Origin of the sequence: Hyphomonas pacifica, assembly GCF_000682675.1 — a bacterium.
Lineage (GTDB): Bacteria > Pseudomonadota > Alphaproteobacteria > Caulobacterales > Hyphomonadaceae > Hyphomonas > Hyphomonas pacifica.
Genome location: NZ_AWFA01000003.1, coordinates 71,103 through 85,365 on the forward strand (window position 1 = coordinate 71,103; position 14,263 = coordinate 85,365).

Sequence of the window (14,263 nt, forward strand, 5' to 3'; positions counted from 1 at the left end):
CCATAGCCTTTTTCGAAGGCTAGCATGTGAGGGAAAGACGCAATAGCTGTTTACGGGCCGCTACAGGCCCTTGCACCCGAGGGCTATGACGCGCATATAGCGCGCAGGAGGCAGGTGGCGGACGGGCCGCTCGCCAACCGGGTCAGGCCGGGAACGGAGCAGCCCTAACGAGTTTTCCGCCCGGGTCGCTCGCCTGTCTCCGCCTTATTCCAAAATCGCTATTTGAACGACGCTGCGTTGGCGCCAAGCTCCACGTGCAGCTTCAGGCGTGCCAGATTGCGGAACACGCGGAAATTCAGCTGCGCGCGCGCGAGCACATATTCGTCGCGGTGCACATTCTCTTCCAGCATGCTGGTTTCCTTAAGGTGCAGGAAGTGGCCGCCGTCCGGGGCTGGCTCGATTGTGTATTCGCGCTCGGCTTCGCTGACGGGGGAGTCGTTGCCTTCCACATAACGCAGCACACGATAGGCATAGTGCTTTTGAGGGTCGGCTTCGGTTACTTCAAAGACAAGGCGGCTTTCCGGAATATCGGGATCGGTCAGCTCGTAGATGCGATAGGCTGGATTGCCCGGGCCGAACTTGAACCCCCGCTCGCGCAAGGCATTGGCAGGGGAGGCGAAGTCCAGTTTTTCGTAGATCTCCTGCGCCGAAGCGTGAATGAGGGTCTCGCCATCCTGCGAGGCGGGCACGTCGGCCCATTTCGTATGAGCCTGATTCTTTAGCCAGTTCAGCATGGGGCCCTCCCGTTCAGCCAAAGGGGTTGACCTGCAGGATGCACCGTCCTGGTTAGGGATCATCTGAGATGGCTTTTCGAATCTTCCAGGACGCAGTTATCTTGCGTTAACGGAATCCCTTCCTACTCCCCTCAGGCGGGTGTGCTGCCGACTGCGTTTTGATGCAGTTTTGCACAGCTTCTCAAAGGCCAATACTGGCGGGCAATCGGGGTGTGTGTTAGGTATTTGTTAACGGGAATTCCACGCCATTTTTGACGTTTTTGAGACTTGGCCCGTTGACCGGTTATTAACCTTCAGACACTATATCTAGTGTCAGGAACGGGGTTGAAGGCCATATCTGGCTTTCTGGGGCTCCCGGGCCTATATTTTCAAGGAATTTGGAGGGCTGCTCTCATGTCTGCAACCGAGGCTAAATCTGTGTCTAAAGCCGCGCCGCGCAAAGGCAAACCCAAGGCGGGTAGTGAGACTCTGCTTCGCGTTGTGGAAGGCGCCCCGATTCAGCTGGATCCCTCTCGCGATTCCCTTTTGACGGAGTTCGGCAAGAAAACGCTTCAGGACCGTTATCTGCTGCCCGGCGAGTCCTATCAGGACATGTTTGCGCGCGTTTCGCTGGCCTTTGCCGACGACAATGAACACGCTCAACGCCTGTACGACTATATGTCGAAGCTGTGGTTCATGCCGGCGACGCCTGTTCTGTCGAATGGCGGCGCGGCGCGCGGCCTGCCGATTTCCTGCTTCCTCAATCAGGTTGGGGACTCGCTGGACGATATCGTCGAGACCTGGACCGAGAATGTCTGGCTCGCTTCCAATGGCGGCGGCATCGGCACCTATTGGGGCAATGTCCGATCCATTGGTGAGAAGGTCGGCCAGAACGGCCAGACGTCCGGCATCATTCCGTTCATCCGCGTGATGGACTCCCTGACGCTGGCCATCTCGCAGGGGTCTCTGCGCCGCGGCTCGGCTGCGTGCTACATTGATGTGCACCACCCGGAAATCGAAGAGTTTCTCGAAATCCGTAAGGCGTCCGGTGACTTCAACCGGAAATCTCTGAACCTGCACCACGGCATCAACATCACCGACGACTTCATGGAAGCGGTGAAAAATGATGAGGATTACGGCCTCATCAGCCCGAAGAGCGGCGAAGTCATCCGCACGATCAATGCCCGCAAGCTGTGGCAAAAGATTCTGGAGCTGCGCATGCAGACAGGCGAGCCCTATCTGTTGTTCACCGATACGGTGAACAACGCCATGCCTGCGCACCAGCGCAAGCTGGGCCTGAAGGTCACGCAATCCAATCTCTGCTCTGAAATCACGCTGCCGACCGGCATCGATCATGTCGGCCAGGACCGTACGGCTGTGTGCTGCCTGTCTTCGGTCAATGCCGAGAAGTATCTGGAATGGTCCAAGGACGAGACCTTCCTGGAGGACATCTTCCGCTTCCTCGACAATGTTCTGGAAGACTTTATCGAGCGCGCGCCGCCGGAAATGGCTCGCGCCGTCTATTCCGCTAAGCGCGAACGCTCGGTTGGTCTCGGCCTGATGGGCTTCCACTCCTTCCTGCAGACCATGAACGTGCCGATGGAAAGCGCGATGTCGAAGGTGTGGAACGAGAAGATGTTCAAGCACATTCGTCAGGGCGCCGATGCAGCGTCGGTCAAGCTCGCCAAGGAGCGTGGGCCCTGTGAAGACGCACGTGATGTCGGCATGATGGCCCGCTTCAGCCACAAAATGGCTGTGGCCCCGACAGCCTCCATCTCCATCATCTGCGGCGGCACCTCTGCCGGCATCGAGCCGATCCCGGCCAACGTCTATACTCACAAAACCCTGTCCGGCTCCTTCACCGTGAAGAACCAGCAGCTGGAAAAGCTTCTGGAGAGCAAGGGCAAGAATACGGACGAGGTCTGGGTCTCGATCCTGGAGCATGAAGGGTCTGTCCAGCATCTGGATTGCCTGGACGAGCATGAAAAGTCTGTCTTCAAAACGGCCTTCGAGATTGACCAGCGCTGGATCATCGAACTGGCAGCAGACCGCACCCCCTATATCTGCCAGTCGCAGTCCCTGAACCTGTTCCTGCCGGGCGACATCGCCAAGTGGGACCTGCACATGCTACACTGGACGGCATGGGAAAAGGGCCTGAAGTCGCTCTATTACTGCCGCTCCAAATCGGTTCAGCGCGCGGCTTTTGCGGGCTCCGAGAAGGCTGAGATCAACCATATGGAAACCCCAAACACCGATTATGATGAGTGCCTTGCCTGCCAATAGGCGGCCGGTTCTCTGACACAGACAAAAAAGCCCCCATCACTCAGGCGATGGGGGCTTTCTTCTGGGAGGAAAGGAGGGGAGAGGGGGCTAGCCTTCCATTTCCGCAATGATCTTGTTGGTAAGGGCCGGATCAGCCTGCGCCATCTGGACAATTTCTGTGTAGCGATTTGTCGTCAGGCCTTCCTGCGTGATCGCGCTTTCAATCTTCTGCTGATAACTGGTCTGGATCTCGCTGGCCTTGGAGGCATCTGGAGCGGATTCGAGTTCGGAACTCATCTTGGTGATGATCGTGTTCACCTGTTTGTTGGCGGCAGCGAACTTCGTGATCTCTGCCTCTGTGACGGGCTCAGCCTGAGTTTGTGCAGCCGGGGCCTGTGGGGCTTGCGCGAAGGCGGCTCCACTGGTCATCAGGGCGATGGCTGCCACGGCAGCGCCTGTGCGGGTGAGGGTGGTCTTGAGGGCCATTCAGGTCTCCTTTTTAGGTTGCCTTAGCAGAGGCAAACATGTGCCGACGCATAGGGCAACCGCCGGGGGAACGGAATTAACGCCTTGTAATTTAACAATAATTCGTGAAATTCGCGTAATGTTCAGGACAAGGAGCATAATACGTTGCATTTGCGGGAAAAATCAGTGTGCCCCGCATACCACTTCAGCAGCCGGTCCGTTCCGCTCCAGTGAGATAAAAAATCCAGTTCGGTCCAGGCGTGAGAAAGAGATTCCATTTTTCATTGCCGTGCTCTATCTTGGAAGTAGGGAAAGTTTTTTCTAAACTGGATGTGCTGGAGAAGAGAGATTAAGGAGTCCCGCGTCTGCGGTTATGTGAGTTCTCCTATATTTTTCAATAGGTTAAATTCTCGATGATCGGGTTGTTTAAGAAATTGCGGCGAAAAAGCGTCGAAATTCCGGGTTCTGGAACAAAATCTACACAGGCGAGTTAGAATGGCGGAATTAATCTTTTTCAGGCGAATTGGCGTTTTGGGGGCATGCCCTCTTTATGCTAAGTTAAAGAACGTAAGGCCTAATTCCAGAATGATCGCATTCTGGTACATGGCATGAGAGGTGTTAGAGCAATGGTGTTCGCAATCACAACTGCTGTCATTACGATGGGCTGTCAGGGCTGCGCTTCCGTTTCTCCCCATGAGCAAGTGCGCTCAGAACCTACCGTTCCGCCATCCCTCGGCGTTCAGATGGCTGCTCCCTCCGCGTTCGGTACGGGTGTGCTTCAGGCGCCGAGCGCCGAACCGTCTGTCCATGTCTTTAACAGTACTTCTACGCGCTTCAGCGGCGTGCCACTTGATACAAGCAGCGCCACTGTGGCCAGCCTGCTGGTGGACCAGCCCGCTGATTACAACGTTCCTGCTCCGCAACTCTCCATTCCGGACAATACGCGCCTCGACTGGACTGGCAGCTCGGCCCTTGTCGCGATCGCTGCCGAGCGTGGGCGCGCAGGCCTTTTACGGCCGCGTGCGGTTGAAAAGAACATTGCCGCAGAGATCGCCATTTCTGCGCCCAAGGAAGTCACTGGCCTGACCTTCGACGTCGGAGTCGCCCCGCGCATCGCGGTTCGGGAAGAAGGAGAAATCCTCACTCGCCGCGTCGGCGGTGAAGTCCGTATCGGTCAGAACTTTGATCTCATTTCCAAGGGCGGTGGGCAGCCCAAGGGCTGGTACATCTTCGCGGGTGCCGATGGTGAAGCGCTGGTATGGGACGCCGACGAAAGTGGCTTTCGTCCAAGCCTTGGTGATATGGCTCTGACGGATCAGGTCACCGTTGGTGACCTTCAGGCCGGTTTTGCTGTCCAGCGCGCAGGCGGAGAGCTTTCACTCAGCTATATTCGTCGCGAAATGAAATATTCTGATCGCAATATCAGCATCAGTGAAACTGAAGATTTCGCAGGTGTTAGTTTCACCATGCGCCGGTGAGTGGTATTTACCTGCTGATGCAGGCTCGATTCTTTCTTCTGGCCGCGATGATCGCGGCCTTTTTTAATGCGCCGGAGGCTTTGGCCCAGGACGCAAATGAACAGCCTGTGGTTCGCAGGGAGCCAAGCATATGGTCATTGACCTCCGAGAACGACATGTTTGGCTCCGGAACGGATCGCAACTACTCCAATGGTGTCCGTATTGAGCATGTCTCTGCAGCTGACAGGGTGCATCCTGGCCTGAAATGGATGGCTGCGCGCTTGCCATGGGTGGACGTGGAGCGCACCAAGTTGCGCCAGGGGTTTGGCCTGTCCCACGCGATCTTTACGCCGGAAGACATTACCCTCAGCATGCCGAACCCCCAGGACCGGCCCTATGCGGGCTGGCTGTCCTTCTCATCCACCATCGCGGCAACGGATGTCGATAAAGCCCTGCAGGATACGCTGCAGGTAAATCTTGGGATTGTCGGGCCGTCTGCGGGCGGGGAGTTCGTGCAGAATAACTGGCACGGCATGCTCGGTATTCCCGGCGCGCAGGGGTGGGACCATCAGCTGAAGGACGAGCCGGGTGTCGAAATCATTGCCCAGCGTCTACAGCGATTGGAAAAAGTTTACCTTCCTTTCGGCTTGGAAGCGGATTTTGCCGGTCATGCCGGTTTTGCGCTCGGCAATGTGCGCACTTATGCGAACACAGGCATGACGGCGCGGATTGGCTGGGATTTGGATTCCGGTTTCGGTCCGCCGCGCATTCGCCCCGCACTGGCCGGGGCGGGGGAGTTCATTCCAGGAACCAGGGAAGCCCCCTGGGGCAGCTATTTCTTTATCGGTGTTGATGGCCGGGCCATTGCGCGCGACATGTTTCTGGATGGCAATCTCTGGCGGGACTCTGCCCGCGTTGAAGATCGCCGGTCACTTGTGGGAGACCTCCAGGCTGGGCTTGCCGTTCATTATCGTGATGTACAAGTCGCCTTCACTTGGGTGAGCCGGACAGAACAATTTGCCTATCAGGACGGCCCCCAGCAATTTGGCGCCCTCTCCCTCAGCATCGCGCACTGATTTTATCTTTTAGAAGCTTGAGCCAGCAACCAGTCCCGTGTGGCCGTGTTGCGGGTGAGGTTTGCGGCGTGTCGAAAATTCTCGCATGCCTCATCCCTATCCCCTGCCGTTTTCATGGCATGTCCGCGCACAGCCCAGAACGGGGCGTGCTGGGAGATCCGTTTATGGGGCATTTCGTTCAGCAGATCAGTCGCCTCATCGACCTTGCCAAGCTGCAGCAGGGTGGCAGCATATCCTATCCGTGCACCCATAGAGTCTGTGAAGGCTTGCAGTGTCTCATATAGCTTGCAGATCATGCTCCAGTCTGTCCGTCCGGTCTGTCTGCGGGCAGCATGCACGGCCTGTATCGCGGCCTCCAACTGGAAGCGGCCGGGCACCTGCATCTTCCCCGCCTCGGTTAGCAGGGCTGTCGCTTCGGCAATGCGGGGCTCGTCCCACAGGGCCGTGTCCTGATCGGTTAGCGGGATGTAGCGTTCCGCACTGTCCTGCCGAGCCTTGCGACGGCTTTCGCAATACAGGATCAGCGCCAGCAGGCCCTTCGCCTCGGCATTGTCCGGCACCTGACGAATCAGACAGCGCATCAGCCATTCGGCCTCTGTTGCAAGGCCGGTCTCAGGATCTGCCCCGCCAGCAATGTTTTCCCAGCCACTCGTATAGGCAGCATAGATCGCACGCAGGACCGCCGCGATACGCTCCTGGCGGATATGGTCTGGTGGTATCGCGAAAGGGATACGTCCCTTTGCCAGAAGGCGTTTCGCCCGGGTGAGCCGCTGGCCAACTGCTGCCGGGCTTTCCAGCGTGGCGGCTGCGATATCTTCCGCCGTGAAGCCGAGCACGGTCTGCAGCATCAGGGCGGTGTGCGCGGGGGCCGGGATGGCCGGGTGGGCGCAGAGGAACATCAGCTCCAGCCTTCGGTCCCGGTTCAAGGGGCCGTCTCTTTCGGAGGGCGCGATGTCGGCAGTCATCATCAAGGGCCGTGCGGCGCGGGCATGGCGCGCGGCGGTGTCGGCCCTGCGGGCGGCGTCGACCGCTTTGCGCGCCGCAGCCTTCATCAGCCAGGCCTCGGGATTCTCCGGCACGCCGCGCTCCGGCCAGGTGGTGAGCGCGCTGGCAAAAGCGTCCGCTAGCACGTCTTCTGCAAGCGTGACGTCAGAGTATTGCGCCGTCAGCTGCGCCATGAGTTTGCCATAGCAGGTTCGCGCAGCCCATTCCGCAGCTGCGCGTGCGTCGGTTTCGGACGGCTCAGGCGTTGCCATAATCAGGCACGGGCCGGATCTCGATCGTGCCACCGCTCTTATGTACCGGGCATTTCCGTGCCCAAGCCTCTGCCTCGGCCATGGACCCGGCATTGATGACATATACGCCGCCCATCTGTTCCTTGGTGTCGGCGAAGGGGCCATCCTCAATGTCGCCTTTGGCTTTCAGGCAACGCGCTGTTTCAGCGGGCTCCAGCGCCACGCCGGTGACATAGGCGCCGGCTGCCTGCAACTCCTCGGAAAAGGCCATGTGCTCCTGCACGATCGCCATCTGCTCGTCTTCGGACAGGGAAAAGAAAGTTGATTCATCTTCGAACAGGAAAAGGGCATATTGCATTACTGCAGTCTCCATAAGAGTGAACTTTGGCACGGGTGCATCCGGTGTCATAGTCTGAAGACGTGTGACCTCTCCCGAATTCGACATTTGCCTCTGTATAAAGTTGCAACTCTTGCATCGTTTTGTGCGCGCGCGCACAGTGCGGCCCAAAGTGGCAGATAACGTGCCATATGGGAGGAAATCATGACAAACGCCTATCGCCTTGCGGCGACCCTTGGTTTTGCGATCAACCTGATGGCAGGCACAGCCATTGCCTATGCGCAGGAAAGTAATGCGGATACTCCCCCGGTGGGAGTTGCGACGGATGCAACACGGGCTGCTAACAAGGCCGTCTCCCTGCGGCTGCCCCTCGATAACAATGATGACTTTCTCGATGCGACGCGCGGCCTGCTGGCGCAGCTGAAAGAAGACACGATTAAAGATGCCGATGGCAAAGTGGTCTGGCAGATCAGCCAGCGCGATTTCATTGAGGGCGACAGTCCGGACACGGTGAACCCGTCCCTCTGGCGGCAGGAGCGGCTGAATTCCGAGCATGGTCTGTTCGAAGTGCAGGACGGCATCTATCAGGTGCGCGGCTATGATTTGGCGGTCATGTCCATTATCCGGGGCGAAACAGGCTGGATCATCGTAGACCCTCTGCTCAGCCAGGAGACAGCGGCGGCGGCGCTGGGCCTCGTGAACGAGACGCTGGGCGAGCGGCCCGTGACGGGCGTGCTCTACACCCATTCCCATGCGGACCATTTTGGCGGCGTGCGCGGCGTGATAGATGAGGCGGATGCCAAGGCGCGCGGCGTGCCGATCCTCGCCCCCATCGGCTTTACCGAGTCCGCAGTAGCCGAGAATCTTCTGGCTGGGAATTATATGAACCGCCGCGCCATGCTGATGTTTGGCAATGCCCTGCCAAGCGGTCCGACCGGTCAAGTGGGCGTTGGCCTTGGGCCGGCCTTGTCTCAGGGGCGCACGGGCTTGATTGAGCCCACGGAAGAAGTCTCCGGACGCGGCACGGTGCGCGTCATTGATGGTGTAACTTTTGAGTTCATTGACGCCGCTGGCACCGAAGCGCCTGCCGAATTCATGTTCTATCTGCCTGAATTCCGCGCGCTGTGTACGGCCGAAGTTGCTACGGCGACCTTCCACAACGCGCTGACCCTGCGCGGGGCCAAGGTGCGAGACCTGCTGGAATGGAGTCGGGTGATCGACTATGCGCTGACCAATTATGGCGACAAGTCAGACGTCATCTTTGCCTCTCACCACTGGCCGACTTTCGGCAATGAGAATGTGGAATCCTATCTGGCAGGCCAGCGCGATATTTATCGCTACACGCACGACCAGACGGTGCGCCGCGCCAATCGCGGACAAACCCAGTTTCAGATCGCCGAGGACCTTGAAGAGCCGCCAGTCCAGGAGACGCATTTCGATACACGCGGCTACTATGGAACGCTGAATCACAACGCGAAGGCAGTCTACCAGTATTACTTTGGCTGGTGGGATGGCGTGCCGGCCACATTCAATGCCCATCCGCTGGAAGAGAAGGCCCCGCGCTTTGTTGAGGCGGTCGGCGGGGAAGATGCCGCCTTGGCTGTCGGCTGGAAGGCGTTTGATGAGGGCGACTATCGCTGGTCGGCTGAAGTCTTCAACTACATCGTTTTCGCCAATCCGGAAAATCAGGCCGCGCGAGACTGGCTGGCCGCCAGCTATGAGCAGCTTGGCTTCCAGGCTGAAAGCGGCGCATGGCGCGATTATTATCTGACCGGGGCAAGCGAGCTGCGCAACGGCTTACCGGATGGCGGCCAGGTGCGGGCTGGAAGCCGTGAGTTCATCATGGGTGTGCCGACCGTGGATTTGTTCAACGCGCTGGCCGTGCGTTACGCGCCGGAAAAACTGGCGCGTGATCCGTTCTTGCTGAACTTCCGCTTCACCGACACGGATGAGGCGATCCTTGTGGATGTCGGCAGTGCCACGGCCTTCCCGCGGGAGGGCGCGCAGTCAGATGACGCCGCCGCGACGCTGATTCTGACGCGCTCTGCCTTCAATGATCTGATCCTGCAGAGTCGCAGCTTTCAGGAAATCGCCCAAACAGGAGAGGCTAGTGTGGAGGGAGACCCGGCTGCGCTGATGGCCTGGTTTACCGCACTGGAGACGCCGGACTTCTGGTTCAGTGTTGTTGAGCCCTAGGCCCAGGCAAGAAACAGGGCAGGGGACAGGCTGTCCTTAATCGGCCAGTTGTTCCCGGAAGAAGTCAACGATCATCGGAGCCGCCTTGTCGCCCTTTGCGCCCAGGCGGTCATTCAGGCTTTTGTGGCTGCGCTTCTTGATCAACTTGGCTTCGGCCTTGTGGCCTTTGCCTTTCAGAGTTTCGGCCAGTTCCTTGGCGCGCGCCGGGGCAACGGCCCGGTCGACATAGAGCAGCAGGAAGGGCGGGATCGGCGTTTCCTCTTCCACCAGCAGGGTCGGGCTGGCCGCAGCCCATACATCCGGGTCATCGCCGGTAAAGGCCGGGTGATAGAAATCCGGAATTTCGCCGTCACGGCCTGTGCGGGAAAGATTGTAGGCTGCGCTGTCCAGCGCGGCGACGCCCTTGATGACATCCGTCTTCAGGCCATAGGCGTCCAGATAGTCTGGATCTATGGCGACGAGGGCAGCCATATGCGCGCCGGCGGAATGGCCCATTAGGAACAGCTTATCCGGGTCTGCGCCATATTCCTTCGAGTGTTCATGGAAATAGGCGATGGCCGCTGCGGCGTCTTCTTCTTGCGCCGGGAAGCGGTGGCTAGGTGCCAGCCGGTAATTGATGGCGATGAAGACAAAGCCCTGCTCGGTGAAATACCTTGCCTGGTTGAGGCCGAGGGCATTCTGCTTGTTGCCGAAGGTCCATGCGCCGCCATGCATCATGATCACCATGGGCGCATCTTTCGCATCTTCCGGCATGTAGACATCGGCGCGTACATCGCCGGGGTCCAGGCCCGGTGCCTCATGATAGATGACATCCCGTATGACCTTCGCATCTGCCGCGCCGGGCAGGGCAAATACGGTGACGAAGGCAAGGAAGACAAGGCTCAAAAAACGCATGGCAACTCGAATCTCGTTATGGCAGGGCAGACAGGCAGCTGAGCCTTTTGACGTGCCTGTCATGCGGCACATTTCAAGGCGGGGCTAGCCTTACGGCCCAAATATGCCAAAACTGTGAGCAGCCCTGTGGACAAGTCATGTTTGTCGCACAAGAACATCTTGCGGCACATGGTCGAATAAGACACTATATGTGGTGTAGATTATCCTTAACAACAAAAGATGATGATGTAGGAGGCCGTGATGGCTGACGGAAATTCCAATGTGCCTGGGCTGCTGACGCCGAGTCTCGCCTACAAGCCGTTCCGTTACCCGTGGGCGTATGACTTCTGGAAGAAGCAGCAGCAGGTCCACTGGATGCCGGAAGAGGTGCCGCTGGGCGAGGATTGCAAGGACTGGGCGGTCAAGCTGTCGGACGAGGAGCGTAACCTGCTGACGCAGATCTTCCGCTTCTTCACCCAGTCGGACGTCGAAGTCGGCGCCAACTACATGACCAACTACATGCCGCGCTTCAAGCCGGTGGAAGTGTCGATGATGCTGTCGGCCTTCTCCAACATGGAGACGATCCACATCGCGGCCTATGCCCTGCTGCTGGAAACCATTGGCATGCCGGACACCGAATTCTCCGCCTTCATGGAATATCAGGAGATGGCGGCCAAGCACGACTATCTCGGCCAGTTCGGCTGTGAGACGAATGAAGACCTTGCGGTCTCCATGGCCGTGTTCGGTGCCTTCACCGAAGGGCTTCAGCTGTTTGCCTCCTTTGCCATGCTGATGAACTTCCCGCGCTTCAACAAGATGAAGGGCATGGGGCAGATCGTGTCCTGGTCTGTGCGCGACGAGTCTCTGCACTGCGAAGGCATGATCAAGCTGTTCCATGCCTTCTGTGCAGAAACCAATGTCATGAATGATGCGCTGCGCGAACGCATTCGTGAATGCTGCCGCACAGTTGTGGGCCTTGAAGACAAGTTCATCGAACTTGCCTTCGAAATGGGCCCGGTCGAAGGCATGACGCCGGACGACATCAAGAACTATATCCGCTACATCGCGGACTGGCGTCTTGGCCAGCTGAAGCTGGAGCCGATCTACGGCATCACCAAGCACCCGATCCCGTGGCTGACCGAGATCCTGAACGGTGTGGAGCACGCTAACTTCTTCGAACAGCGCGCCACCGAATACTCCAAGGGCGCCACCCGCGGCGACTGGCACGGCGAGGAAGGCGTCTGGTCCAAATTCGACAGCCGCAAAACGTCAGAGGTTCCGGCCGAATAAGGCTATGTCAGGCTGATGTCCAAAAAGCTCTCGGCTGTTTCGTGCCGGGAGCTTTTTTGTGTCCCGGGAGCTGTCTAGTACCAATATGGCGCTGCGCCATAATATGCGTACACACTCTTGCCATAGATATGGTCTTGCAGACGCTCATACTCATTGCGCTTGAGCCTGGGGGCTGCGTTGAGTTGTTCCTTGCTCAGACGGATGACGTATGCATCCAGGTTGTCATTATAGGTAAGCGCATTCCAGGGCAGGGGGTGATACTCTTCGCCAATGCCGAGGAACCCGCCAAAAGACATGACGGCATAGGCGACATTGCCCTTGCGCTTGTCCAGCATGATGCTGTCAATGTGGCCGAGTCTGTCCCCATCCGCATTGTAAACTTCCGTGCCTTCAACCCTGTGGCAACTGATCAGGGGATTTGTAATTCGGGTGTCTGACATCTCTCTTCTCTTTGAACACGTGTTCCCGCCAACCTGCCAAGTAACGCAGCGTGCCGGGATATGATCCATTCTTGAGAGAAATTAGTTTAGGCTATCAGGGAGGACTTGAGGGTCTGGGGCCCGCCAAGGCCGATCTTGGGCCGCCCGAGAAAATAGCCCTGGCCTTTCTGAACGCCCAATGAGCGCAGCATGTCCAGCTCGATCTGCGTTTCGATACCCTCTGCCACGACATGGCCCTGCGTTTCCTTGGAGAAATGCACCATGGCGCGCACCAGGGCGCAGTGAGAGGGCTGCTTGTCCAGATCCCGCGTGATGCTCATGTCCAGTTTGATGATGTCCGGGCGCAGCTTCAGAATGTGCCGCATGGAGGAATAGCCCGCCCCGGCATCGTCCACGGCCAAGCGCATGCCGCGTCGCCGTAGCGGCTTCAGGGCCTGCATCAGTTGCTCATAGCTGTCTACCTGAGCGTGCTCGGTAATTTCCAGAACAATGCGCTCCAGCGGTTGCTTAATCATGTGGGCACGGAACTCTTCCGAAATCGCGGTTTCGGGAGAGGCATTGATCGAGATGAATTTCAGTGGGTAGAGGCCCGTCAGCGGGTTGAGGGCCTTGCGGATGACGGCCATTTCCAGATCCTGCAGGCGGCCGACATCATCGGCCTCGGCAAACCACACATCGGGGGCGCGGCCTGTGCCCGTGAAGCGGCAAAGCGCTTCATAGCCGACCGGGCGCATCTCCTCGATGTTAAGGATAGGCTGATAGGCAATTTCGAAATCATTCTGGTCGACCAGGGCATCAATCCGCTCCCGCATCCGGCCGGATTTCTGATGGGCCATCATTTGCGCGTCCAGATGCTCCGTCACCATGTTCGCGAACATCTCCATGACGCGCAGATCGCGGGCGTTCATGTCGGGTTTCGGTGTGTGGCTAATCCCGCAGAACATGCCGAATTTGGTGCCATCCTTCAGGACGAGCGGGATGCCGACATGGGCTGCAATCTTCAGATCCTTGGTGACCTGGAGGTTGCGGGAAATATCCAACTCGCGCGTATCTGTGATCAGCGGGGGCAGAAAGCCATCCATGATATGGTGGCAATAAGTCTCCATTTTGGGCAGACTTTTGCCCACCTGCAGACCGTCGCCCAGTTCACCTGCGGCAATCATGTCCGTCATTTTCGGGGCGATCACTTCACGGAATACCGTATCGCCGTCCACGAATTCAGACATGTAAGCGATGTCGAGTTCGAGATGCTCACGCACAGCGGTCAGGGCAGACCGCAGCATATCTGCGAGGAGGTCTTCCTGAGCGGTGCCCGAAGCAGGGGCGGCCTTTGGAGGGACATATGGTTTCTTCATCGAAACCATATGTCTCATAAAGGTAGTATAAGACTTCCCAAATCGATTGATGAAATTTGCCGGAACTCCATGCCTATGCTGCATAAAAGTGAGGGGCTGCCCGTGGCCGTGGGCAGCCCCTCTCAACGCTATTCCGGGAGGAAATGGTCTAGCGTTGTCCCGCGTCAGCGACGAGGGTTATAGCTTGGCGTGTAAAGACCGGAGACGTGTCGAGGCCAGAAATTTCCTGATTTTCAAGGATTTTCTTCATGGCGCTCTTCGTGACATGCTTGGCGCATTCACGGTCGACATAGGCCTGGTTGGTGACAGCAGAGCGTGTGGTGCAGGCGGATTTAGCCTGCTTCTCAACGGACTCCATCACAATGCTGGCGCCCATGTCAGAGGCCAGCAGGACCTTGTCATAGGAAACCTCAACCGTAATAGGCTTGCCTTCAGCAGTTGCTGCGGCCGGGGCGAGGGTTGCTGCGGCCAGCAGGGCCGGGATGATAAACTTTTTCATGGCTCAATACCTTCAGAGTTAGCGGCGGCCTTTTGGGCCGTCAAAAAACTCCTCCCGCCACACGA

13 protein-coding genes and 1 other RNA gene are annotated in these 14,263 nt (G+C 58.0%); 6 read left to right on the plus strand and 8 right to left on the minus strand.

Going from position 1 to position 14,263, the window contains the following annotated elements; translation table 11 throughout:
• The first annotated feature begins 109 nt into the window (after window positions 1–109).
• An RNA gene (ffs, locus tag HY2_RS16980) (signal recognition particle sRNA small type) lies at window positions 110–201 on the plus strand.
• A 17-nt stretch (window positions 202–218) separates the two neighbouring features.
• Here ffs and HY2_RS01820 read toward each other — a convergent pair.
• Entirely contained in the window at window positions 219–734 is a 516-nt protein-coding gene (locus tag HY2_RS01820) for an SRPBCC family protein (protein ID WP_034824106.1), read from the minus strand.
• A 393-nt stretch (window positions 735–1,127) separates the two neighbouring features.
• On the opposite strand from HY2_RS01820, the gene HY2_RS01825 reads away from it, so the two are divergent.
• Complete coding sequence (locus HY2_RS01825) at window positions 1,128–2,996, plus strand: ribonucleoside-diphosphate reductase subunit alpha (protein WP_034824108.1); 1,869 nt, start codon at window positions 1,128–1,130, stop codon at window positions 2,994–2,996.
• Window positions 2,997–3,083: 87 nt separating this feature from the next.
• On the opposite strand, the gene HY2_RS01830 is transcribed toward HY2_RS01825, so the two are convergent.
• On the minus strand, window positions 3,084–3,461 hold the full coding sequence (locus tag HY2_RS01830; protein WP_034824110.1) for a DUF4168 domain-containing protein: 378 nt from the start codon (window positions 3,459–3,461) through the stop codon (window positions 3,084–3,086).
• Between the two features lie 722 nt (window positions 3,462–4,183).
• On the opposite strand from HY2_RS01830, the gene HY2_RS16560 reads away from it, so the two are divergent.
• Window positions 4,184–4,918, plus strand: a complete 735-nt coding sequence (locus HY2_RS16560) for a lipid A-modifier LpxR family protein (protein ID WP_158534009.1) — start codon at window positions 4,184–4,186, stop codon at window positions 4,916–4,918.
• Window positions 4,915–5,973 (plus strand): lipid A deacylase LpxR family protein, encoded by a 1,059-nt coding sequence (locus HY2_RS01840; protein ID WP_233346769.1) that lies wholly within the window; start codon window positions 4,915–4,917, stop codon window positions 5,971–5,973. The genes HY2_RS16560 and HY2_RS01840 overlap by 4 nt, the downstream gene beginning before the upstream one ends.
• 2 nt (window positions 5,974–5,975) lie before the next feature.
• On the opposite strand, the gene HY2_RS01845 is transcribed toward HY2_RS01840, so the two are convergent.
• Together HY2_RS01845 and HY2_RS17410 are read right to left on the minus strand one after the other, a co-directional pair.
• Complete coding sequence (locus HY2_RS01845; RefSeq protein WP_034824112.1) at window positions 5,976–7,229, minus strand: RNA polymerase sigma factor; 1,254 nt, start codon at window positions 7,227–7,229, stop codon at window positions 5,976–5,978.
• On the minus strand, window positions 7,216–7,566 hold the full coding sequence (locus HY2_RS17410; protein ID WP_034824170.1) for a YciI family protein: 351 nt from the start codon (window positions 7,564–7,566) through the stop codon (window positions 7,216–7,218). The genes HY2_RS01845 and HY2_RS17410 overlap by 14 nt, the downstream gene beginning before the upstream one ends.
• A gap of 183 nt (window positions 7,567–7,749) precedes the next feature.
• Between HY2_RS17410 and HY2_RS01855 the strand changes: the two genes are divergently transcribed.
• On the plus strand, window positions 7,750–9,741 hold the full coding sequence (locus HY2_RS01855; protein WP_034824114.1) for an alkyl/aryl-sulfatase: 1,992 nt from the start codon (window positions 7,750–7,752) through the stop codon (window positions 9,739–9,741).
• Window positions 9,742–9,777: 36 nt separating this feature from the next.
• Here HY2_RS01855 and HY2_RS01860 read toward each other — a convergent pair whose 3' ends face one another.
• Window positions 9,778–10,635 carry an alpha/beta hydrolase gene (locus HY2_RS01860; RefSeq protein WP_158534010.1) on the minus strand — a complete coding sequence of 286 codons (858 nt, stop codon included), beginning with the start codon at window positions 10,633–10,635 and terminating at the stop codon, window positions 9,778–9,780.
• A gap of 240 nt (window positions 10,636–10,875) precedes the next feature.
• On the opposite strand from HY2_RS01860, the gene HY2_RS01865 reads away from it, so the two are divergent.
• Window positions 10,876–11,904 (plus strand): ribonucleotide-diphosphate reductase subunit beta, encoded by a 1,029-nt coding sequence (locus HY2_RS01865; protein ID WP_034824116.1) that lies wholly within the window; start codon window positions 10,876–10,878, stop codon window positions 11,902–11,904.
• Window positions 11,905–11,978: 74 nt separating this feature from the next.
• Here HY2_RS01865 and HY2_RS01870 read toward each other — a convergent pair whose 3' ends face one another.
• From HY2_RS01870 to HY2_RS01880, 3 genes are all read right to left on the minus strand, one after another.
• Window positions 11,979–12,344, minus strand: a complete 366-nt coding sequence (locus HY2_RS01870) for a PRC-barrel domain-containing protein (protein WP_034824118.1) — start codon at window positions 12,342–12,344, stop codon at window positions 11,979–11,981.
• An 86-nt stretch (window positions 12,345–12,430) separates the two neighbouring features.
• Entirely contained in the window at window positions 12,431–13,699 is a 1,269-nt protein-coding gene (locus HY2_RS01875) for an EAL domain-containing protein (protein ID WP_158534011.1), read from the minus strand.
• A gap of 148 nt (window positions 13,700–13,847) precedes the next feature.
• Window positions 13,848–14,198 carry a UrcA family protein gene (locus HY2_RS01880; RefSeq protein ID WP_034824119.1) on the minus strand — a complete coding sequence of 117 codons (351 nt, stop codon included), beginning with the start codon at window positions 14,196–14,198 and terminating at the stop codon, window positions 13,848–13,850.
• Between the last annotated feature and the right edge of the window lie 65 nt (window positions 14,199–14,263).